This is a genomic window from Acinetobacter sp. UBA3461 (assembly GCF_002381195.1).
In the GTDB taxonomy this organism is placed as follows: Bacteria; Pseudomonadota; Gammaproteobacteria; order Pseudomonadales; family Moraxellaceae; genus Acinetobacter; species Acinetobacter schindleri.
This window is the reverse complement of record NZ_DFRO01000025.1, coordinates 32,597-54,457: the sequence shown is the minus strand read 5'-3', so window position 1 is coordinate 54,457 and position 21,861 is coordinate 32,597. Positions and strand designations below refer to the sequence as shown.

The following is a 21,861-nucleotide window of genomic DNA, read 5'->3' as shown; positions in this document are numbered from 1 at the left end:
GAAATTAACTTTTCCAGGTTTTAAGCTTTGCAACCTAAAGTTTGATTTAGTTAATCATTTTGTGGCAATTTCACCTTAATTCAGCCTTATAAAAACAGAATCCTTTATAATCCGTGAAAAGCAAAATGCATGAGAAAAGAGCACACTAATGTTTCGATGGCTTGAACGGCTGGTAGATCCCTATCCCACCAAAAATCTGAACCAACCCTTGCCCACCAGTTTTTTCCCTTTTGTCTGGCAAGCGGCTTATGGCGTACGCCGTTATCTGTTGATTCTTGTCCTTTGTACTGCGGGTGCAGCCAGTTTCGAGGCCTTGCTGTATGCTAAAATTGGCGATCTGGTTAATTGGCTCAGCCAAAGTCAGCCAGACACCTTTTTGGAGCAACATGCGACCAACCTGACTTTACTCACTATAGTCCTGCTGGCCAATATCTTCTTTGCCAGTGCGCAATCCTTGATCAAGCACCAGATTTTATACAGTAATTTCCCGATGCGTTTGCGCTGGCGTTTCCATAATCTGCTGCTCAAGCAAAGCCTGGATTTCTTCCACAATGACTTTGCCGGTCGTTTATCTGCCAAGGTCATGCAGACTTCACTGGCGATCCGTGAATTTTGGGTCATTCTCGGCGATATGCTGGCCTATGTAGTGATCTATTTCATTACCATTAACATCGTACTCGGTTCAATTTCTGCTTATCTGATTATTCCACTGATGGTATGGCTGCTACTGTTTATCTGTGCTGCCAGCTATTTCATTCCCCGTCTCAGCAAAATCTCGCATGAACAGGCCGATGCCCGTGCGGTAATGACTGGCCGTGTGACCGATGCCTATACCAATATTCAGACCGTTAAACTTTTTGCTCATGCAGGCCGTGAAAGCCAGTATGCCAAAGCATCCATGCAAGAGTTTATGGTAACGGTTTATAAACAGATGCGACTGGGGGCCCAGTATGAAATCAGTATTTTATTGCTGAGCCTCGTACTCTATGGCGGTGTATTAGGGACAGCGATCTGGTTATGGATGGAAGGTCAGGCTCAGCTCGGCATTATTGCTGCAACTACGGCGATGGTACTGAAACTGAACAGTATTGCCGAATTCCTGATGTGGCAAACCTCGCAATTGTTTGAAAATGTCGGAACCATTCAGGACGGCATGGGAACTCTGGGTAAATCAATTTCGATTCAGGACAAGCCGGATGCCAAAGAACTGGAACTGAAACAGGGTGAAATCAAATTTGATAATGTTTGCTTTGCCTATAATGACAAAAATGTGATTGATGGTTTGAACCTGACCATACGACCAGGTGAAAAAATCGGTGTGGTGGGTCGTTCTGGTGCCGGTAAATCTACCCTGATTCAGCTATTGCTGAATTTCTATCGTATTGACCAAGGTCGTATTTTAATCGATGGACAAAATATTGAAGATGTGACTCAAGATAGCCTGCGCAAGAATATTGCCATGGTGACACAGGACACTTCACTGTTACATCGTAGTGTGGCTGAAAATATAAAATATGGCCGTCCGAATGCGACAGATGAAGAAATGTTTGAGGCGGTGCGTAAAGCTGAGGCAGAGGAATTCATTCCGCAACTAAGCGATATGCGCGGTAAGCGTGGTTATGAGGCCTATGTTGGCGAGCGTGGCGTCAAGCTGTCTGGTGGTCAGCGTCAGCGTATTGCGATTGCCCGTGTCTTTCTGAAAGATGCACCTATTCTGATTCTGGATGAAGCAACCAGTGCACTGGATTCAGAAGTTGAAGCGGCAATTCAGAGCAGTCTGGATGAGCTGATGAAAGGTAAAACCGTGATTGCGATTGCTCACCGTCTTTCTACTATTGCGCAAATGGACCGGTTGATTGTGCTGGATCAGGGTAAGATTGTCGAGCAAGGCACACATGATGAACTGGTGGCATTGAATGGAATTTATGCGCATCTATGGCAACGTCAGACTGGCGGATTTTTAATAGAACACGACACAAAAGAACAAGGATAGAACATGTTATATCTGGAAGACCTGAAGATTGGTGATGAGTTTAAAAGTCGCTCTTACCGCATGAGTAAGGACGAAATTCTAAAGTTTGCTCATGCCTATGACCCGCAACCGTTTCATGTCGATACGGAACAGGCCGAACAGCATCCGATCTTCCGGGGTCTGGCCGCCAGTGGCTGGCATACTGCTGCAGTGGTCATGCGTTTATGGACCGAATGTTTCCCGGTTGCTTATGGTCTGATTGGGGCGGATTCGCATGTGCGTTGGCCCTGCCCGACCCGCCCTGATGATGAAATCCGGGTGATTGTGACCATCACTGATATTCAACCTTCCAAACGTAAACCTGATCGTGGCATCGTTCGCTATGAAACCCAAGCCTTGAACCAGCAAGATCAGGTTCTGTTTAATTCAACCACAAATATTCTGGTATTTAAGCGAGAATTTACAGCAGTTTAGTTTGATTTTTACCCACATTTCAGGCTAATCTGCTTGAAGTGTTTGGGTAAGGCTCGGCATTTTGTCCAACAATTTTAAAGATAAAACTGGCTAGTTCATGCCAATATGGGCGCATAAATAGAAAAAATTTAACTGAGTGCAACGGATCGCGCATGAAGATGATTGTTCCACGCCAAGACCAAGGCATCCCGGGTGTTTATGGTCTTTTGCTTCTCGACGTTATCTCCCGCTGGGGCTATAACGATGAGTCGCTATTCCAACCTTTTGGACTGACCAGCGAACAGCTGGCAGACCCTGAGTTCCGAATTCCGACTGCCATTGCCAATGATATGGTTAAACACGCACTCAAGCTGACGGGTGAACCGACCTTGGGCTATCATCTCGGCACACAGATGCGTATTTCTATTCATGGCTTTATTGGCTATGCCATCATGACGGCAAACAATATTACCGAAGCTTTGGTGCTGGCCAATCGTTTTATTCAGTTGCGTTTGCCCTTCCTGCAACTGTTCTTCTCGACCTTTGGGATCAAGGCCACAGTACAGCTACAAACTGATATTCAGATGGAACCGCTGCGTACTGAAATTTCAATCGCCCTGATGATCGGTCTGATCAGTATGGCTAAAGCCATTACCGGGATCAGCGATGCAACCGGAGAAATTGATTTCGATTTTAAAAAGCCGGAAGGTTTTGAACGCTTTATGGTGAAATTCCCTACGCATCAGTTCCGTTTTGAACAGCCACATCTGTTACTTAGCTTTGATAAAAACTATCTGATGAATAAACTGGTGCATGCCGACCCAATTGCCAGCCAGATTGCGATTAACCAGTGTGAAGCAGAACTTTCTGCACTGGGTGAACGGCATCGTATTGCCATGCGGGTACGGGATATTCTGACCAATTCAGAACAGCATTATCTTAGTATTGAAGCAGTCGCCGACCGTCTGCATATGTCGGATCGTACCTTGAAACGTCAGCTGGCCGCAGAAGGCACTTCTTTCTCGACACTGGTCGATGAAGTACGTTATCGTCATGCAACTTCCCTGCTTTCACGAACAGACTTCACTCTGGAACAGATTGCCGATGAACTCGGTTATAGTGATGTCGCCAACTTCAGTCGTGCCTTTAAACGCTGGAGTGGTCGCAGTCCAAGCAACTGGCGTAAAGATCCGTATCTATAAGCCTTTTGTTTTGCAGCAAAAGAATGTATAAATCATGTCAAAAATGAACCTAAGCGATTTAAGGAGTTATCAATGAATCATCCTTCAGAATTAAAGTACGCAAGTACACATGAATGGGTACGCATTGAGGGTGATCTTGTGGTGACCGGTATTTCTGACCATGCACAGGATGCTTTAGGTGACCTGGTCTATGTTGAAGCGCCAGATCTTGATTCACACGTGACCGCAGGTCAGCAAGCAGGTGTTGTCGAATCTGTAAAAACTGCGTCAGATATCCATGCGCCTGTTTCTGGTATCGTTGTTGAAATTAACCCGGCACTGGAAGATGATCCGGATTTCATTAATGATGACCCGTATGGCAAAGGCTGGATTTACAAAATCAAGCCAGATAATATCGCGGATGTCGAAAAACTGCTCAGCAATACTGAATATGAAGCAGGCCTTTAATTTAACCTGTTTTAAGAATCAGCCTGCGGGCTGATTTTTTTATACCTAAATTTTTAAGACCTTTTACATATTAAAATGACCCCACATTTGTCGGTTTTTATTGTATTATTCACATAATCTCCCATATAGTCTTCGTGACGCGCTTTGTTGCTGAATATCGCATTCAGCATGTTCCATAAAAAAAATACTAATTTTGGCCTAGCGTTTCACATTAAAATTTCTGGATCATGATGAACGCAACTGTAACGCCGTTGTGGACAAAGTCCTTTTTGCTTTGTCTGGCAAATAATCTGTTTTTGTTTATTTTTTATTTTGCCCAAACTACGATTTTACCGATTTATATTCTTAAAGAACTTGGGGGCAGTGTAACCCAAGCGGGATTAACCCTGACGCTATTCATGGTTTCTGCGATCTTGATTCGCCCATTTAGTGGTTTGATTATTGATAAATTGGGACAGCGCCGTACTTTAATTATCTCGGCGACGATGTTCTGTTTTATTGCTCTTGGCTATTTATTTATTAGCAATATGACCAGTTTATATATCCTGCGTTTAATCCATGGAGTCTGGTTTAGTATCCTCACTACCGTTTGTGTTCCTGTGGTAAACCAGTTTATTCCGGATAGTCGCCGAGGCGAAGGCATGGGTTATTATGCCATGTCGGTGAATCTCGGAATTGTACTCGGCCCCCTCATTGGCCTAAGTCTTATTCCTTATTTAAGCTATACCATGGTGACTGCTGTACTGGTAGCCATGATCTTTATCGGTTATATATTCTGCTTTCTAATTCCCGTGCAAGAAGTCAAACAACCAGACAGTGAAGCTGAAAAAACCAAGTTGGGTTTAAGTGATTTTGTTGAGAGAAGATCCCTGACTGTTGCCTTAATGGTCATGATGATATCCTTCTCTTATGCCAGCATCATGTCCTTTATTGCCCCCTTTGCCAGTTCAATTCATCTGATGCAGTACGCAGGCTTATTCTTTGTGGTTTTTGCCATTTCCATGATGAGCTTACGCCCGATTACTGGCAAAATTTATGACCGTAAAGGTCCACAATATGTAATTTATCCTGCGGTTCTTACCTTTAGTCTGGGGCTATTGGTTTTAAGTCAGATTCATACCCTGACTGGATTTATGCTGGCAGCCGTACTGATCGGATTGGGTTTTGGCAGTGCTCAACCTTGCTTGCAAACTCTCGCCATTCAACGTGCTCCCAAGCATCGGATTGGCTATGCTACTTCGACTTTCTATACCTGCTACGACATTGGCATTGCCATTGGCTCATTAGTCGTTGGGATGATGATTACCAAGCAGAGCTTTAGCTTCGCCTTTATTATTTGTGCCGCTCTAACAGCCTTGAGCCTGCTGTATTTTAAATTCGTGGTTCAACGTACAACTGTTATAGCTTAATCCAGCAATAAAAAACCGACCTTATTTCATGTCGGTTTTTAGTTTAAATGCTTAATATTTATGAGCTTTGTTCTGTACTACTGGCATCTTCATCCGTTTCATTGTCCGGCTTTTTCTCTTCCACCATACTAAATGCGGTGGCTGTATTATTCATGGCTGGATTAGCACGCGTACTTTTCAGTTTGATTTGCAGACGAAGTTCATTGGTCGAATCAGCATTACGCAATGCTTCTTCATAAGAAATCGCACCTTCATTATAAAGATCAAATAATGCCTGATCAAAAGTCTGCATGCCAAGTTCGCGTGATTTACCCATTATTGCTTTTAATTCATGGAAATCACCTTTCAGAATCAGATCCGATACCAATGGTGTATTCAGCATAATTTCGACTGCGGCACGACGCCCCTTGCCATCTTCAGTACGGACCAAACGCTGAGAGACAATCGCTTTCATATTGGAAGACAGATCCATCAATAACTGATTACGGCGTTCTTCCGGGAAGAAGTTAATAATCCGGTCGAGCGTCTGGTTGGCATTGTTAGAATGCAGTGTCCCCAGACAGAGATGCCCTGTTTCGGCAAAGGCAATCGCATGTTCCATGGTTTCCGTATCCCGGATTTCACCAATCAGAATCACATCGGGTGCCTGACGCAAGGTATTTTTTAAGGCATTATGCCAGGAATGGCTATCTACACCGACCTCGCGATGGGTAATCATTGACTTCTTATGTTTATGTACATATTCCACCGGGTCTTCTACGGTGATAATATGGCCTGCTGAGTTTTCATTACGATAATCAATCATCGCAGCAAGTGAAGTCGACTTACCTGAACCTGTACCGCCCACGACGAGTACCAGACCGCGCTTTTCCATAATCACATGCTTGAGTGACTCTGGCAATTTTAACTTCTGGAAATTCGGAATTTCTGCAGTGATGGTCCGGATCACCATACCGACATTGAGCTGCTGCTGGAACACGTTGACACGGAAACGTGAAACGCCCGGTACAGTAATGGCAAAGTTACATTCCAGTTCTGCTTCATATTCTTTACGCTGCTTTTCGTTCATCAGTGCATAGGCAAACAGTTTGGTTTTTTCTGGGGTAAGTTCCTGTTGCCCAAAAGGTTTCATTAATCCCTGATGCTTGATACTCGGAGGAAAGTCTGCGGTAATGAACAGGTCTGAACCACCATATTCAACGACCTTGGTCAGCATATGATGCATAAACTTACGTGCTTCTTCTAATAACTCTGCCGTGAACATATTTTCCTCTGTAATGCACAATGGTATAAATCTTCAAAAAAAGACTCATATCAATATATTTTGATTTTATTGTGCAGCGTTTTTTTAAAAGCCTCAAATACATTTGATTTATAAAGATAATTTTTTCAAATAATTCTGTGACCTGATTCAAGGAAAATAAAAATAAAGGGAAATGATCTTAATGGAATTAAAATCTAATAGTTATAACTACTGATAAATTAGAGTTCAGATTTTAGGAAAGTAAATTGGAAACTCATCGAAATAAATCCGCTCTATACTATTTTTTGAATAAGGAAATTAAATTAAAAGCCTTGATGGCTAAAGCGTTGTGATCTTTAAACCACCGTGGACAAACTTATCATCCAACTCAACTGCATTTGAATGCAGCTTGATTTCAGCAAAATGCTGGTCAGATTCTGGAAAGTGTAGTTTCCTTGGATTGTTCCAGTATCGTCATCCTACTCCCTTCTTCCTGAAGAGCGGGATTGATGCGACTGCTTTTTAATTTGATCTGCAAACGCATTTCATTACTTGAATCCGCATTACGCAAAGCTTCGTCATAAGAAATAATTCCCTGGTTATACAAATCAAATAATGCCTGATCAAAGGTCTGCATGCCGAGTTCACGCGAACGCGCCATAATAGTTTTCAGCTCGTAAAAATCTCCTTTACGGATAAAATCAGACACCAGCGGCGTATTCAATAAAATTTCAACGGCAGCACGACGACCTTGCCCATCCTCGATACGGATCAAACGTTGCGAAATCACAGCTTTCATATTGGCGGATAAATCCATTAACAGCTGATTGCGGCGTTCTTCCGGGAAGAAATTAATAATGCGGTCTAAAGCCTGATCGGCATTATTAGAATGCAGGGTGGCCAAACACAGATGACCGGATTCAGCAAAGGCAATCGCATGCTCCATACTTTCGGTATCCCGGATTTCACCAATCACGATCACATCCGGTGCCTGACGCATGGTATTGATCAGCGCGTTATGCCAAGAAACACAATCTACGCCAATTTCACGTTGGGTAATCATGGACTTTTTATGTTGATACACGTATTCCACCGGATCTTCCATGGTAATAATATGTCCTTCAGAATAGGTATTGCGGTGATCAATCATGGCTGCCAGTGTGGTGGATTTACCAACACCTGTCGCACCTACAATCAGAACCAGCCCACGTTTTTCCATAATCACTTGTTGCAAAGAGTTTGGTAGTCCTAATTGCTGAAAGCTTGGAATCTCCGTAGTAATGGTTCTGATTACCATCCCAACATTATGCTGTTGCTGAAAGACATTGACCCGGAAGCGTGATACACCCGGTACACTGATACCGAAATTGCATTCCATCACTGATTCAAATTCCTTGATCTGTCGTTCATTCATTAAAGCATAGGCAAACAAACGGGTTTTATCCGCTGCCAGTTTTTGCTGACCAAAAGGTTTCATCAAGCCCTGCTGTTTGATACTTGGTGGAAAATCTGCGGTAATAAAAAGATCGGAACCTCCATATTCAACCACTTTGGTCAGCATATGGTGCATAAATTTACGTGCTTCATCGAGCAATTCGGGTGTATACATATCCAGGTCCCTCAGATCATGTCCATCGCGCGATATAAAACGGTTTGATGCAGATCCTGAAAAATTATTGTTATTGTGAAATCACTTATTTTTTGATGTATTTATAAATATATTTTTAATGATTATTATTCTGTATGTTCTACATAGTAACGGTGCTGATCGAAACTTTATAAGCAGTCTTCCTCTCAGTAGCATTCACTCATGCCTTTCCCCCAACAGTGTGAGGAAAGGCATGACCGTAAATTTAAGCACTACGCTTTAAACCTTCCAGTCGCAGTGAATCTGTCATATTTAACAACAGTTGTTCGGTTTTTGTCCAGCCCAGACATCCATCTGTAACCGACTGTCCGTAAACCATACCATCTGAAATTTTCTGATTGCCATCAACCAGATGACTTTCCAGCATCACACCGCGAACATTGGTCTGTAGGCGTTCTGCCACGATCTGCTCTAAAACTTCCGGTTGTAACATCGGATTTTTGGAACTGTTGCCATGGCTACAGTCAATCACTAATGCTGGCAATTCCGCTGAATGTTTGGCTTTGATTTTCTCGATTTCAGATAACTGGTAGTTCGGACCACTATTTGATCCACGCAGAATCAGATGGGCTTTTGGATTGCCTTTGGAATTTAAAATACATGGTAAACCCGATTGGCTCATGCCCAGGAACTGATGCGGATGAGAAGCTGACTGAATCGCATCCAAAGCAATCTGAATCGAACCATCAGTGCCATTTTTGAAACCGATGCTGTATGGCATTTGGCTAGAAATTTCGCGGTGGATCTGAGATTCACTGGTACGTGCACCAATCGCACCCCACGCCAGTAAATCATCAAAATACGCCGTCGCCATTGGACTGAGGATCTCCGAAGCAATCGGTAAGCCCATGCCAATAATGTTCAGGTAAAGTTCGCGGGATTTTTGCAGACCCAGCTGCATATTGGATGAACCATCCAGTGCAGGGTCGTATAGGAAACCTTTCCAGCCGACTGTGGTACGAGGCTTTTCAATGTAAGCTCGCATGACCAGGAAAATCTGATCAGAAATTTGAGCCTGTAACTGTTTTAATTTTTCTGCATATTCAAGTGCGGAGGCTTCATCATGGATGGAGCATGGTCCGGTAATCACCATCAGACGGTGATCTTTACCCTCTAGAATGTTCTGTATGGTTTGTCGCTGTCCGGCAATCTGTTCAGCCAATTGTGGAGACAATGGCAATTGTGCTTTCAATTCTGCCGGCAGGCTTAATAGAGTTTCAGTTTGCTGTTGTTGTGATGTAATAACGCTATTCATGACTTTCATCCTTTGGACTGATCAATACAGTCCGAACTTTTATTTGAGCTTTATGGGTCTATGTGTCTGTGTGCTAAGGTTCATCAACTGGTTAAAGTAGAACCAATAAAAGTTGCTAAAGTATGAATAGTTAAAGTAAGTCATGGCTGTCTCCAAAATTAGTAAATATAACAAGCATAAAAAAACCTGATCAGGGTTGCCGATCAGGTATAAACTGGGTGGGCAACCTTTTACTTGCCCGAACGCATTCAGGCAATCATCTAAACTGCCAGAAATAATAATAAGCGTTTAAGTTTACAGGTTGCTTGAGCATGTTATGTAATTCATAAAAATGTGAATATGAAATTTAAAATACGCGGTATATCAGTATTTGACAAGTAAAAATTGTAAAAAAAATATTTATTAGTGTGGCTATTTTTATTTATCAATCCACCTATTTGTCATAGCTATACCAAAGTTTGACAAGATCTGAAGCTACCTCAGACCTTGTCAAGATTCAGTGACTCATTATTAAAGCAGAATCAACGTGAAACACGGTTCCAGGCATCGCGGATCGCATATTTAGCCTGCTCCCAGTTCAAACGTGACTCGCCTTTTACCTGTTCCCATTTGATTCTTAAATCGGATTCGGCATCTTCAAAACGGGTGTTAGCATCATAATGGGCACGATTTTCATAACCGACCTGATACGCCGTATGATAATCACGATCATAATCCAGATCGCTATAACTTGTACGTGCTTCAGTATAATAAGGCGTATTTAATGAATTTTCACGCCAATATGCTTCTTCTTCGGTTGGGTTTACCACTTCACCTACACCATGACCCGCTAACCCGCCAACCACTGCACCGACTACGCCACCGACAGCAGTTCCAACCGGACCAGCAGCAGAACCAATTGCTGCACCTGCAGCTGCACCGCCTGCAGCACCGACACCTGTACCTACCGGATGCGCACCCGGTTCACCAGTAATTGGATCGGCATTTAAATCATCACGTACTTCTTTCGGAGAATTCTTGATTAAATCACGATCAAAATTATCATTCGACATAGAGTTTATCCTTATTGTTGAAAATGGTTTTCTTAACGCATATCAATATGCTTTCATCACTATAAAGCTTTGAACTAAAATGACTTTAGAAGGCTTGTGCGGATTCAGTTAAGCTCTGTGAGGGTTTAAGAGGCAAATGTATCCAATTTAAAATAAATAAACATAAAAAAGACCGGTATTTACCGGTCTTTTAAAATTAATCCGCTTAGTCAAAATGAATCACTGTACGGATCGACTTGCCTTCATGCATCAGATCAAATGCTTCGTTAATCTGCTCAAGCGGCATGGTATGGGTTACAAATGGTTCCAGCTGGATATCACCTTTCATGGCCTGTTCAACCATTCCTGGCAATTGTGAACGACCTTTTACGCCACCAAATGCCGTCCCCATCCATTTACGACCAGTCACGAGCTGGAATGGACGGGTCGAAATTTCTTTACCTGCACCAGCGACACCAATAATGACTGATTGACCCCAGCCACGGTGTGCACATTCCAGTGCAGAACGCATTACGTCGACATTACCGATACATTCAAATGAATGATCTACACCCCAGCCTGTCATTTCCACAATGACTTGCTGAATTGGCTTGTCATAGTCTTTTGGATTTAAAAAGTCGGTTGCACCGAACTGTTTTGCCAGTTCAAATTTGTCAGCATTGGTATCTACTGCAATAATACGGCTGGCTTTGGCTTGACGGGCACCTTGTACTACTGCCAACCCGATACCACCCAGACCGAATACTGCAACCGTATCGCCTTCCTGTACTTTTGCTGTGTTATGTACTGCACCAATACCTGTAGTGACACCACAGCCTAATAAGCAAACGTGTTCATGATTTGCTTCCGGATTGATTTTCGCCAGAGAAACTTCAGCAACCACGGTATATTCAGAGAATGTTGAACAGCCCATGTAATGGTAAATTGGCTCGCCATTATAAGAGAAACGCGTGGTGCCATCCGGCATTACCCCTTTACCCTGAGTCGCACGTACAGCAACACACAGGTTAGTTTTTCCAGATTTACAGAACAGACATTCACCACATTCAGCAGTATATAGAGGAATCACGTGATCACCTGGTTTTAAGCTGGTGACACCTTCACCTACTTCAACCACCACACCTGCACCTTCATGGCCCAGAATTGCCGGGAATACACCTTCAGGATCTTCACCAGATAAAGTGAAGGCATCAGTATGACACACGCCCGTATGGCTAATTTTTACCAGAACTTCGCCAGCTTTCGGTGGTGCGACATCAACTTCAACGATCTGTAATGGCTCGCCTGGACCGAACGCTACCGCTGCACGTGATTTCATTTAAAACTATCCTTTGTTTGCTGATTTAACAGATGACTAACAGTAACCTCTTTCTATTCTGAGATTCAACCATTAACATCCTTAATATGGGAAGAATAAAGCCAAATAATTAATGGAAACTCAATGACTCACCGAACTAAAATACTTTGTATCAGTTTTATTAGCTTATCCATTTTTTTGACAGGCTGTGAGTTAGATCCAAACACATCGACTAAAGCAAAAATTACACCGGTACAATCCCAGCACTGGATTCAAAAAACCGAAGCCCGGGAAAATGTTCAGGAAGGTTTAACCGCTTATTTACCGCTATATGACGGTTTCATGAGTATTGCAGCACGGCTACACCTAATCAATCACGCCAAGCATCATCTTGATTTGCAATATTATATCTGGAACGATGATTTTATTGGCAATCTGGTATTGTCCCAGTTGCTGAATGCCGCCGATCGCGGAGTTAAAGTCCGGCTATTAATTGATGACCAGAATGGTACTCAGCTGGATGATAAACTGCTTGCGCTGAGCCAACATCCTAATATCGAAACCAAATTATTTAATCCTTATAAATTTCGTCACTTTCGCGCCCTAGATTATGGGCTGCGTTTAAAGAAAGTGAATCACCGTATGCACAATAAATTGATCATTGCCGATGGCAGTGTGGCTGTCACCGGTGGCCGTAATATCAGCAGTGAATATTTTGAAGCCAGCAATGATTTTCAGTTTACCGATGTCGATATTTTCTTTGCCGGCAATGCGGTCACAGATGCCAACCAGTCTTTTATCGACTTCTGGAATGATACGCTGAGTTATGATATCCAGCAGATCTTAGAGGAAAGGTCTAAACCGGATGATTTGGTTGAATTAAGAAAATTATTTGCTCAAACCCGTTTGGATGCCAAGGAAACCCAGCGTCGCGTCAATATTGCCGAGCAACAAATTGCCAAACAATTACAGTCACAACCTGTGCAATGGGCCAGTGCGCACTTTGTTGCCGATTCCCCCAGAAAAGCACGTCACACGATAAATGATGAAGACTTCATCTATACCCAGATGTTAGATCTGATGGGTGAACCAAAAAATCAGTTAGACCTGGTGTCTTCCTATTTTGTTCCCACCCAATGGGGAACAGATTATCTGAGCAAGCGTGCCCGAAATGGCTTGAAAATTCGGGTAGTCACTAACTCATTTTTGGCGAATGATGTGCCTGTGGTACATGCCTACTATCAGCAATACCGTAATCAATTGCTCAAAAATGGTATAGAAATCTGGGAATTTAAACCTTATATCGAACGTCGGGAACGTACCTGGTATGAAAAAATGACAGGTAATGTGATTCCAGCTAAAAATAAAAACAGCTCCAGCCTGCATGCCAAGTTTTTCCATGCGGATGGCAAAGTCTTTATCGGCTCTTTTAACTTTGATCCCCGTTCAGCACGCCTGAATACTGAAGTCGGACTGGTGATCGAATCAGAGAAACTTCAAAATGAAATTGCAGCATCGTTAGATAAATATCTGCCACGTATTGCTTATCAACTTAAGCTGAATGATAAAGGGGAAATTATCTGGCTGGACCAACAGAAAGACGGAAAAATTTTAAAATTTACCCATGATCCTGAAACAACCCGATTCCAGCGTTTTATGATGCATTTGGTCACGACTTTTCCGGCTGAATGGGCAATGTAATGACAAACAGATGACAAAATTGAATTTCCACCTCATTTTAGAGATTGTTAATTTTAGGATTAATTGAAAATCGTGCAGGTTTTAGACGTTTATTCGATCAATGCTGTCATGATCTGTACCACAGCTCTAGATTGCCTTAAAATTACACTTTTCCAGTTTTATGCGAAGTTTTTTCGCCACACTCCCATGCAATTTTTTGATTTAAGCCGCCAGTTTAAGTTAAGTGATATCCTCACACCAAACAAAACCCTTCAAGAATTATCCGCTCAGGAATGGTTTCTCGCCAAAATCCGTGTAGAGCATGATTGTATTTCTGATACAGAAGTGATTGAAGGTCAGGTTATCATCCAGTCCAATGAAAATATCCAGATTGAAATGGAATGGCTGATTCAGGATTCTGGCTATGATCTGCAGGTGCTCTTTAAAGGTGTAGAAACTGAAGTCAATGAAGAAACTTTGGTCGTCGTCAAAGGTGCGAAACTGGTTGATGAGCAGCAACAATTACTATCTTCACAAGCTTTGAGTTTATGGATCGATGGCACGCTGTTGCCTTTATTACCGAATATTCGTCGTGAAATTAAATCTCGTTTAAATCTTTGGGATTATGTGGAATATGATGGTTAATATTTAAAGCCATCACTAAAACATTTAAGGGCGATTCAATCGCCTTTTTTATTTTAAAATTTCTATAGAGATGAATGGTAAGTCGTAATGTCTCGGCAATTTTATATATGCTCTATGCTATGTTAATGAAAATAATAAAAAATGAAGATAACCTTATGATGGTAAATATTCAGCCTCAAGATTGGCTTAAGATCCGGAATGTCTTTGCTGATGCCCAGCGTGCTGCCATGCACTGCTCGGTATCTACAATCACCTCTGATGGATTTCCTACAAGCAGTCCCATCGGCACTTTATTTTTACATGAATATAAACCCACAGGCTTTTTCTTTGACCGCTACTGTACCAGCCTGAAACAGAACCTTCCACATAGTTCGAAAGCGTGTATTCAAGCAGTAAATAGTAGCCAGTCATTTTGGCTAAAATCTTTAATGAGCGGTAAATTTAGCAGTTATCCAGGAGTACGTTTATATGCGGAAATCAGTGAACTGCGACCTGCAACTGAAACTGAACTGGAGCTGGTCCATCGTAGAATAAAACTATTAAGATGGACCAAAGGCAGCCGCCTGATCTGGTCTGACTTTAGCCATGTTCGGGATTTTCAGGCGCATGGTTTTAAATGGGTGGAATATCCACAAATGATGCCGGATACATAGATTTAATACTTACTATTAGTTGGTAATTAACTATAAATATGCATGCATTTTATTTTCTTAATCCCAAAATGAAATATGTGCTTCAATCAAGATAGATTTAACGTAAACAGTATAAGTATTGCATTCACCTTTATTGCTAAAACCTAAATCAGTCCAGCATCTCTAAACAATTGCCGATAGGCTTCCGCCTTTTTCTCCAAAGCCAATGGATAGGCTCGTGATGATGATGGCATTCGATAGAGTTTTAGTTCACGTCCAGCAAAATGTGCTTTACTCGGCTGCCCGATAGCAGGTTTTTCTGTGCCTTCAGGCATGGATAGCATCAGGGTTTCGGTCGCTTTATCGCCTGTGGTCATAATGCTATGACATAAAGGCATCTGAACAAGCAGTTTGTTGAGGTCAGTTGGCGTAACAATTTCCAGAAATTTATCTGAAGCATTCCCTTTCAATCGCCGGATCTGATACGCCGTATCAAAAATCGCAATACCTTTTTCCAGCAAAAATTCCCGAATCAGCATCTCCTGAAAATTCTTATTGGCAATATCCAGAAAGTAATCTTTATTATGAAAGAAAATTAAACCAAATATCCGCCACATATCATTTTGATAATTTGGATAATAGAAACGCATTTTCCAACGTGTTTCTGGTGGCGGAAAACTGCCCATCATCAGAAGTTTGGAATTTTCCGGTAAAAAAGGTTCTAGAGGATGGGTTTCAATATCCGACATAAAATTCCACTAAATTAGTGTATAGAAATTCTATTCTAAAATTTTTGGCGGATTTTTGTAGCAACTTCCTGTCCCCAAAGCGTATAAACTTCTTTACTCGGGTGAAAACCGTCTTTGGCCATTTCCAGATTGAGTGCCTGATATTGTTTGATATCGTACTCAATCCACTGCATATTGGCTTTCTTGCTGACAAATTTCTCCAGCTCAGAGTTCATGGCTTTGGCATAATGACCAAATAACCAAGCTAATGGATTTGGTAAAGCCGGGAACATGTTCATTGGTGGAACACCGGCCGCGATAATTAACTCAGGACTAAAGCGACTTTCAATCGCCTGATAAAGTTTCTGCTGCTTTTTAATCCACACATCTGCGGGTATCAGCTTGGTAACATCATTTACACCGACTGAAGTCACTACAACATCATAGTGTTCAGCCGGAATTTTTTCTAATACGCGAATGACGTTGGAAGTCGCATCTCCCGTTTTCGCCTGAAGTTTCCAGCGAATCTGATAATCTTGCTGGAGCTGACTTAAGATTGCCCCAGTTAATGCGTCTTCTTGATGATCTACCCCGACACCGGCTGCTGCCGAATCTCCAACAATCAGGATGGATAAAGGTTTCCCTTGCCCAATCAAACCTTCGCGTTCCCCAGCAGGTTCTGGTAATCGTAGCGTTTTTTTCTTGACGCGATTACCCTGGATGACTAGAGCAGGTATTAAGGCAATCGTAGCAGCTTTGAGCAACATAATGGATTAATTTATATAAGGATAGGATTAATTTTACCCCAGTTTATAATCTTCAAGTAACAACTTAATAGTCACTTTTTATGAATATTCACATATTTATATTTCTATCCATTTCTATGCCTTGTCCCCTAATAATGGCTGTAGTATTTTAAAAAAGTATTCGCCATTATTATAAAAAACAATTAATAATCAAAAAATTAAAACACAATATCAATATATACCGCTTAAAATTCTTCTTAATAATTCTGTATTAAAATTAAAGTATAGAAATAAAAAAATCCCGCTTATAGCAGGATTTTACTTCATTATTATTTTACTTAGCTTTGATTTCATTCCAGCGATTTAAACGACGGAATGTTCCAATATCATTAAAGCGCACACCTACTTCTTTCATGACTTTATGTGCGGTCTTGGCAGTCATATGACGGATATAAAATGGCTCTTTTACGACAAAATGATGGATCGCATGTGTTGCACCAAAGTTAAAGCAGAATAGCTGAAATGGCATCATCCACCATGGGTTCAAGACTTGGGTTTGTTTGATTACATCACGCGGGTCAATATCGCCGTAATAATGCATATTTGAACTGACAAACTGTAAACTAAAAGAACGGATAAAGTTGGGAAGCACCCAAATGACTGCCATTAAATTAACCCATGGCATGGCCTCGATTATGCTTTGTGACCACAGCATTTCATAACCAAACATGGGTACGATCGCATTGGAAATATGAAATACTGCAAATACATAACACAAACCGTAGTAAACAATACTTAAAGGCAAAAAGCCAAGCAGCTGTGAAATTTGTGCAATTTTACGTTCTTTTTCAGGCTGCTTTTCCAGAAACAGGTGGATCATTTTGAACATCTGAAATGGCCGCAGATAGACTGACATCAACTGGTCACTGATCACTAAAATACGTCGAGTCCCCCACGGCATACCATTACTGATACCACGTTCTTCCAAGTCACTTTCAGTCCCTGAATATTTATGATGATGTAGATGCAGGCGACGACGTGCCCACGGACTGATCGTATTCGGACGTGCCAACCATACCAAAGCCAGCATTAAATGATGTGCCCATGGCATTTTTTTGAAATACATGTAATGGATCAAATCATGTTCCAATTCATGTGTTAAGGATGCAAATATGGCAATCAGTGGAATGGTGATCCATGCGGTCAGATATCCATAATAAAAGGCCAACGCAGATATAATCATGCCTGACCAGGCAAAAGTCAGAATACTCGCACCAATGAAATTTTGATGTTTCAGGATGGGATATCGTGCTCGCAGGTCCTCGCCAGCCTGCATGACCACAGTTCTGACTTTGGCAATCCGCTGCTGACTGGTCATATCCGAGGATGAAGACATATGTACAACCTTTAATTTATGGACAGGTGTACATTAAAGGAAAATACGGAAAATAAAAGTTGATATCTCTAGTTTTCAAAGCAGGATGTTTAGAAAAACAGCAGTTGTTACAAAATAAATTTCACTCTAATAATATTGTATTTTATTTAAGCGATTTCACTTTTAAATAATTTAGTAGATATATTCCTAGACTAAAGGTGAATTTTCATACATATAAAGTTGAATATTAAAATATAACTTCATTTTTTTCCAATAACTTAACTTATATTTATGAAAATTAAATTAGCTATTTTAGCACTAACTCTAACTGTTAGCTCAACGGTTCTCGCGGAAGGTATTAATTGGGGAAAAGTTAAAGATGGTTTATATACTTATGTTTTAAACCCAATGCTTCAGACTAATAATCCTGAATTAATGAGAGGAAAAGTTATTGGTCAGGAGACTAATACAAAGCCTCAAATTACCGTAAATATGACAGCAGGGCAAATCATACATGCTTTAAATTATTACGAAAAACAGTATGATAAAAAAATCGCTGAGTATGTTCAAGCAAATCGGGATGACCTACATTTTAGTAAAAAGACAAAAATTTTATGTGAAGCAGAAAGTGCAGCTATAGCTGCTATAAATGTTATGCAATTAGACGCTAACAGGAATAGAAAAGACCTACCTGCTTCACTACTAGCCACAATTTCGGAAAAACACAACTACTATGATGAGCAACGTAAAGAAATGGTGTATGAACAACAACGTCTTAATCAGTCTAATGTAAATTGTTTTGACTATTTCCCATATCAATAAACATATCTAAAGGAATATAGAGTCAGAATCTATATTCCCTTTAAATGATCAAAATTTTATTAAATATTTTGATTTAAAATAAAAATCTATTAGGTAAACTTAAATAGTGATGTCACATGAATCGTTGAATTTATTAGAAATGATTGCTTTTAAAGACTAGATCACATTTACCCGGTATCTGTTCACCATTTACATTCATGACAAGAGTCGAACCACGTGCTTTGCTCTTACATGCATTTTGCACAGCGGGAGCGCGTATTGCTTCATAGTCCAAGGCATTTACTTGAGCAGGTTTAAAGCCGATCTGACATGAGCCTTTTATGGTATGACCCTCAATTTTAACCGTAAGCTTTACATGAGGTCCTTTTCCCTCACACAATCGGGTCGTATCCGGATTTTTTCCTTCATCAGATGCTGCTTGAGCATATGGCATTGCTGTCAATACCAGAATAATGATAAAAGCTAATTTTTTCATTTGGTTATAAGCCCATATACATATATTCACCAACCCTTAGCTATGCTAAACCATAATGTATAATCATATTTATAAAAAATAATTTCCAGACATTATTTTCTTAATTTTTAAAGTCAAAATGTTTCAATTCCAAAAATAAAAAAGCCCCGTTAGGAGCTTTTTGATCATCCAAACAAGAATTATCCTAGTTTATTCACCAGTTTTAGTGGCAATACTTTCATAGCCAAGCCCAACGGTAACCAAGGCCATTTTGGTACATACGCTTTAACCGGCGCTTTTTCAATTTCAGCAGCCAATAAACGCGAACCCGTTTTTTCGTCTACCTCAAAAGGCAGTTTTTTCGCACCTTCATTAATTTCAGTACGAATATAACCCGGGAAGATCGTCGTCACTTTAATAGGTGTATCAATCAGCTCTGCACGAATTCCTTCTGCCAGATGCGCGACTCCTGCCTTACTAGCCCCGTAGGCGGTCAGGTGTTTTGGCATACCACGCATTGCGCTCATGGATGAAATCATGACCAAATGACCTGAGTTTTGCGCACGAAAAATCTCCACTGCAGCTTCACACTGGGCTAAGGCAGAAATAAAATTGGTTTCCACCGTAGCTTTGTTAATAGCAAAGTTACCTTTTCCAATACGACGACCTTCACCAACGCCAGCATTCACGATAATTCGGTCAATGCTACCAAACTCTTCCTTAAAGGCACGGAATACTTCAAAGACCTGATCATAGTTGGTCACATCCAGGGTTTTGGCAATCACTTTGATCCCGTACTGGTTTTCCAGTTCCTGCTTTAAAGCTTCCAGACGTTCCATACGACGCGCACAGATTGCCAAATTATAACCTTTTTGTGCAAATTCACGTGCCATACCTGCACCAATTCCGGAACTTGCCCCGGTAATTAGAATTGTTTTAGCCATTTTTTATTCCTTTAAAATCATTTTGTTCCAGATCTTTTAGATCCAGGTGAGTAATTCTGGTTGATTTGCCTTAATAAAATGATGTTCATTCAGACTAAGTAACTGCGGTTCATTACCCACCAAACGCAAAGTCGTCATGCTGGTATTGGCAATGGCCCAGTTTAAGGCAAAAGTTTTGCTCGGACTCAAGCCTAGAATTTTCCCTGCTGCCACAGAGATAACGCCACCCGAAGTAAACACTACAGCATAGCGCGGTCTTTTCTCAGCCAGTTCATTGCATAGATCTTGCAATGCAGATTCAATACGGTTTTTAAAGTCTGGCCAGGATTCTTCATATTCATGGTGATAATCTCCCCCCGTCCAGCGTTCAATTGCCCCTTCAAAGATTTTGCTTAAATACGCTCGAGGATTGGCATGTTGTGCCACATCTTCTTTTAATAATTCCGGCTGATTAAATCGCGGCTCATACCTGGCAAAGACTTGAGTATGATTAAATTCATTCCAGGCAGAATTGGTAATCAATTCACTTTCAGGAAAACATTCATCCAGACACAATTGCGCTGTTTGCTGATGACGTTGCATTGATCCAGCCATCACCACAGGTGCTTCTTTAAGAATAGAATCGAAATAACGTCCAAGTAACTTGGCTTGCAGCTCACCGTTGGGAGAAAGCTGATCATAGCTTTCTGCTCCAAAAGATGCCTGGCCATGTCGAATCAGGTAAATGGTGGTCATTTTGGCATTAACTCTTTAAATTTGTTCATATACTTCTGGGCAAGATCATTGGCTTCGATCTTTTGTTTGCCAATCAGCTTTAAGGCGCGGATATGCAATGCATGAATTACCACCCAAAAATCTTTAAACGCCGGGTTATTGGTTTGTTTATGGTAGTAACGATAATAAATCTGCTGGGCAATTACCGCTAAACGGAAAATGCCAAATACTTCATAGAAGGTCCAATTCTCTGGCTGTAATCCAGTTTTTTCCAGGTAGTAATCCACAACCTCCTTACGGGTAAACATCCCTTTTAGATTGGTCGGCTGACGGCGGGTTGCCTTAAAAATTGCATTGTCAGTCTCTTCCACCCAATAAGCCAAGGCAGAACCCAAGTCCATAAGTGGATCGCCTAGAGTCGCCATTTCCCAGTCCAGTACCCCAATCACCTGTGTTGGATTGTCAGGATCCAGAATAACATTATCAAAACGCCAGTCATTGTGAATCACACAGGTTTTAGAATCGGCAGGAATATTATCTTTTAACCAGTTACGTACGTACTTGAATGAAGGTACGTTAATCGTTTTAGCTTTGTCATAACGGCTATCCCAACCTTCTACCTGACGTCGGCAGTAACCCTCACCTTTGCCTAACTTTTCCAGTTCAGTACCGTGATAAGGAACCTGATGCAACTCGATCAGTTTATCAATGACATTGATACAAAGTTCGCGTACCTGAGCTTCACTGAAGTCCAGATCTTTGGGCAAATTCGCTCGTGGAATAATGCCTTCAATGCGTTTCATCACATAGAAATCACAGCCAATCACTGATTCATCCTGACATAGCAACAACATTTCCGGAACAACTGGATAGTGATCAGCCAGTGCCCGTTGCACATGATATTCACGCGCCATGTCATGTGCAGATTTGGCCTTGGTGCCTTTAGGTGGACGACGCAGAATTAAATCGGCATTGCTATATTTCAGCCGATAAGTCCAGTTCGACGCACCACCAGAATATTGAGTGACTTCAACTGGACCTTTAATATTTTCACCGTGTTCAATCAGCCAGTTTCCTATAGCGCGGACATCCAGTTCTTCACCCTCACGAACTTTTCCACCGACATCAATGACTGCCATAATA

General features: G+C 41.4%; 21 protein-coding genes. 9 read left to right on the top strand and 12 right to left on the bottom strand.

Annotated features, from left to right (window positions below; translation table 11 throughout):
* The first annotated feature begins 148 nt into the window (after positions 1-148).
* The 5 genes from B3D47_RS05830 to B3D47_RS05810 all read left to right on the top strand — a co-directional run bounded on the left by B3D47_RS05830 (position 149) and on the right by B3D47_RS05810 (position 5,483).
* Positions 149-1,993 (top strand): ABC transporter ATP-binding protein, encoded by a 1,845-nt coding sequence (locus B3D47_RS05830; RefSeq protein WP_248603765.1) that lies wholly within the window; start codon positions 149-151, stop codon positions 1,991-1,993.
* Positions 1,994-1,996: 3 nt separating this feature from the next.
* Complete coding sequence (locus B3D47_RS05825; RefSeq protein ID WP_286860520.1) at positions 1,997-2,446, top strand: MaoC family dehydratase; 450 nt, start codon at positions 1,997-1,999, stop codon at positions 2,444-2,446.
* A gap of 152 nt (positions 2,447-2,598) precedes the next feature.
* On the top strand, positions 2,599-3,627 hold the full coding sequence (locus tag B3D47_RS05820) for an AraC family transcriptional regulator (RefSeq protein WP_286860517.1): 1,029 nt from the start codon (positions 2,599-2,601) through the stop codon (positions 3,625-3,627).
* A gap of 72 nt (positions 3,628-3,699) precedes the next feature.
* Entirely contained in the window at positions 3,700-4,074 is a 375-nt protein-coding gene (gcvH, locus tag B3D47_RS05815; protein WP_004809515.1) for a glycine cleavage system protein GcvH, read from the top strand.
* Positions 4,075-4,304: 230 nt separating this feature from the next.
* A complete protein-coding gene (locus B3D47_RS05810) occupies positions 4,305-5,483 on the top strand; it encodes an MFS transporter (RefSeq protein ID WP_286860513.1) in 1,179 nt (392 codons plus the stop codon).
* A 58-nt stretch (positions 5,484-5,541) separates the two neighbouring features.
* Here the strand turns inward: B3D47_RS05810 and B3D47_RS05805 are convergent, their stop codons facing one another.
* The 5 genes from B3D47_RS05805 to B3D47_RS05785 form a co-directional block, all read right to left on the bottom strand.
* Positions 5,542-6,747: a PilT/PilU family type 4a pilus ATPase gene (locus B3D47_RS05805; protein WP_048881092.1), complete on the bottom strand. Its 1,206-nt coding sequence runs from the start codon at positions 6,745-6,747 to the stop codon at positions 5,542-5,544.
* Positions 6,748-7,156: 409 nt separating this feature from the next.
* Entirely contained in the window at positions 7,157-8,335 is a 1,179-nt protein-coding gene (locus tag B3D47_RS05800) for a PilT/PilU family type 4a pilus ATPase (protein WP_004809521.1), read from the bottom strand.
* 244 nt (positions 8,336-8,579) lie between these two features.
* On the bottom strand, positions 8,580-9,629 hold the full coding sequence (locus B3D47_RS05795) for a 3-deoxy-7-phosphoheptulonate synthase (protein WP_004809523.1): 1,050 nt from the start codon (positions 9,627-9,629) through the stop codon (positions 8,580-8,582).
* 521 nt (positions 9,630-10,150) lie between these two features.
* Positions 10,151-10,681: a hypothetical protein gene (locus tag B3D47_RS05790; protein ID WP_004809525.1), complete on the bottom strand. Its 531-nt coding sequence runs from the start codon at positions 10,679-10,681 to the stop codon at positions 10,151-10,153.
* A 205-nt stretch (positions 10,682-10,886) separates the two neighbouring features.
* A complete protein-coding gene (locus B3D47_RS05785) occupies positions 10,887-11,999 on the bottom strand; it encodes an S-(hydroxymethyl)glutathione dehydrogenase/class III alcohol dehydrogenase (RefSeq protein WP_004895024.1) in 1,113 nt (370 codons plus the stop codon).
* Between the two features lie 123 nt (positions 12,000-12,122).
* Here B3D47_RS05785 and B3D47_RS05780 point away from each other — a divergent pair, with 123 nt between their 5' ends.
* The 3 genes from B3D47_RS05780 to B3D47_RS05770 all read left to right on the top strand — a co-directional run bounded on the left by B3D47_RS05780 (position 12,123) and on the right by B3D47_RS05770 (position 14,956).
* Positions 12,123-13,679 (top strand): phospholipase D-like domain-containing protein, encoded by a 1,557-nt coding sequence (locus B3D47_RS05780; protein ID WP_004895026.1) that lies wholly within the window; start codon positions 12,123-12,125, stop codon positions 13,677-13,679.
* Between the two features lie 186 nt (positions 13,680-13,865).
* Positions 13,866-14,303, top strand: a complete 438-nt coding sequence (locus tag B3D47_RS05775; RefSeq protein ID WP_017401702.1) for a hypothetical protein — start codon at positions 13,866-13,868, stop codon at positions 14,301-14,303.
* Positions 14,304-14,428: 125 nt separating this feature from the next.
* The gene (locus tag B3D47_RS05770) at positions 14,429-14,956 is read left to right on the top strand and encodes a hypothetical protein (RefSeq protein ID WP_051005992.1); all 528 of its coding nucleotides are present in this window, start codon (positions 14,429-14,431) and stop codon (positions 14,954-14,956) included.
* Positions 14,957-15,099: 143 nt separating this feature from the next.
* Here the strand turns inward: B3D47_RS05770 and B3D47_RS05765 are convergent, their stop codons facing one another.
* From B3D47_RS05765 to B3D47_RS05755, 3 genes are all read right to left on the bottom strand, one after another.
* On the bottom strand, positions 15,100-15,684 hold the full coding sequence (locus tag B3D47_RS05765; RefSeq protein ID WP_004895032.1) for a uracil-DNA glycosylase family protein: 585 nt from the start codon (positions 15,682-15,684) through the stop codon (positions 15,100-15,102).
* 35 nt (positions 15,685-15,719) lie between these two features.
* Positions 15,720-16,430, bottom strand: coding sequence for an SGNH/GDSL hydrolase family protein (locus B3D47_RS05760; protein WP_004895034.1), 711 nt, complete (start codon positions 16,428-16,430; stop codon positions 15,720-15,722).
* 313 nt (positions 16,431-16,743) lie between these two features.
* Positions 16,744-17,805 carry a fatty acid desaturase gene (locus B3D47_RS05755; protein ID WP_004895036.1) on the bottom strand — a complete coding sequence of 354 codons (1,062 nt, stop codon included), beginning with the start codon at positions 17,803-17,805 and terminating at the stop codon, positions 16,744-16,746.
* Between the two features lie 270 nt (positions 17,806-18,075).
* On the opposite strand from B3D47_RS05755, the gene B3D47_RS05750 reads away from it, so the two are divergent.
* Positions 18,076-18,606, top strand: a complete 531-nt coding sequence (locus B3D47_RS05750) for a hypothetical protein (protein WP_184104671.1) — start codon at positions 18,076-18,078, stop codon at positions 18,604-18,606.
* A gap of 133 nt (positions 18,607-18,739) precedes the next feature.
* On the opposite strand, the gene B3D47_RS05745 is transcribed toward B3D47_RS05750, so the two are convergent.
* From B3D47_RS05745 to B3D47_RS05730, 4 genes are all read right to left on the bottom strand, one after another.
* The gene (locus B3D47_RS05745; RefSeq protein WP_005222299.1) at positions 18,740-19,081 is read right to left on the bottom strand and encodes a hypothetical protein; all 342 of its coding nucleotides are present in this window, start codon (positions 19,079-19,081) and stop codon (positions 18,740-18,742) included.
* Between the two features lie 179 nt (positions 19,082-19,260).
* Complete coding sequence (locus B3D47_RS05740; RefSeq protein WP_005222300.1) at positions 19,261-20,004, bottom strand: SDR family oxidoreductase; 744 nt, start codon at positions 20,002-20,004, stop codon at positions 19,261-19,263.
* A 36-nt stretch (positions 20,005-20,040) separates the two neighbouring features.
* Complete coding sequence (locus B3D47_RS05735; RefSeq protein WP_005222301.1) at positions 20,041-20,739, bottom strand: histidine phosphatase family protein; 699 nt, start codon at positions 20,737-20,739, stop codon at positions 20,041-20,043.
* On the bottom strand, positions 20,736-21,857 hold the full coding sequence (locus B3D47_RS05730; RefSeq protein WP_184104669.1) for a phosphotransferase family protein: 1,122 nt from the start codon (positions 21,855-21,857) through the stop codon (positions 20,736-20,738). Before B3D47_RS05730 ends, B3D47_RS05735 begins: the two co-directional genes overlap by 4 nt.
* Positions 21,858-21,861 lie beyond the last annotated feature (4 nt).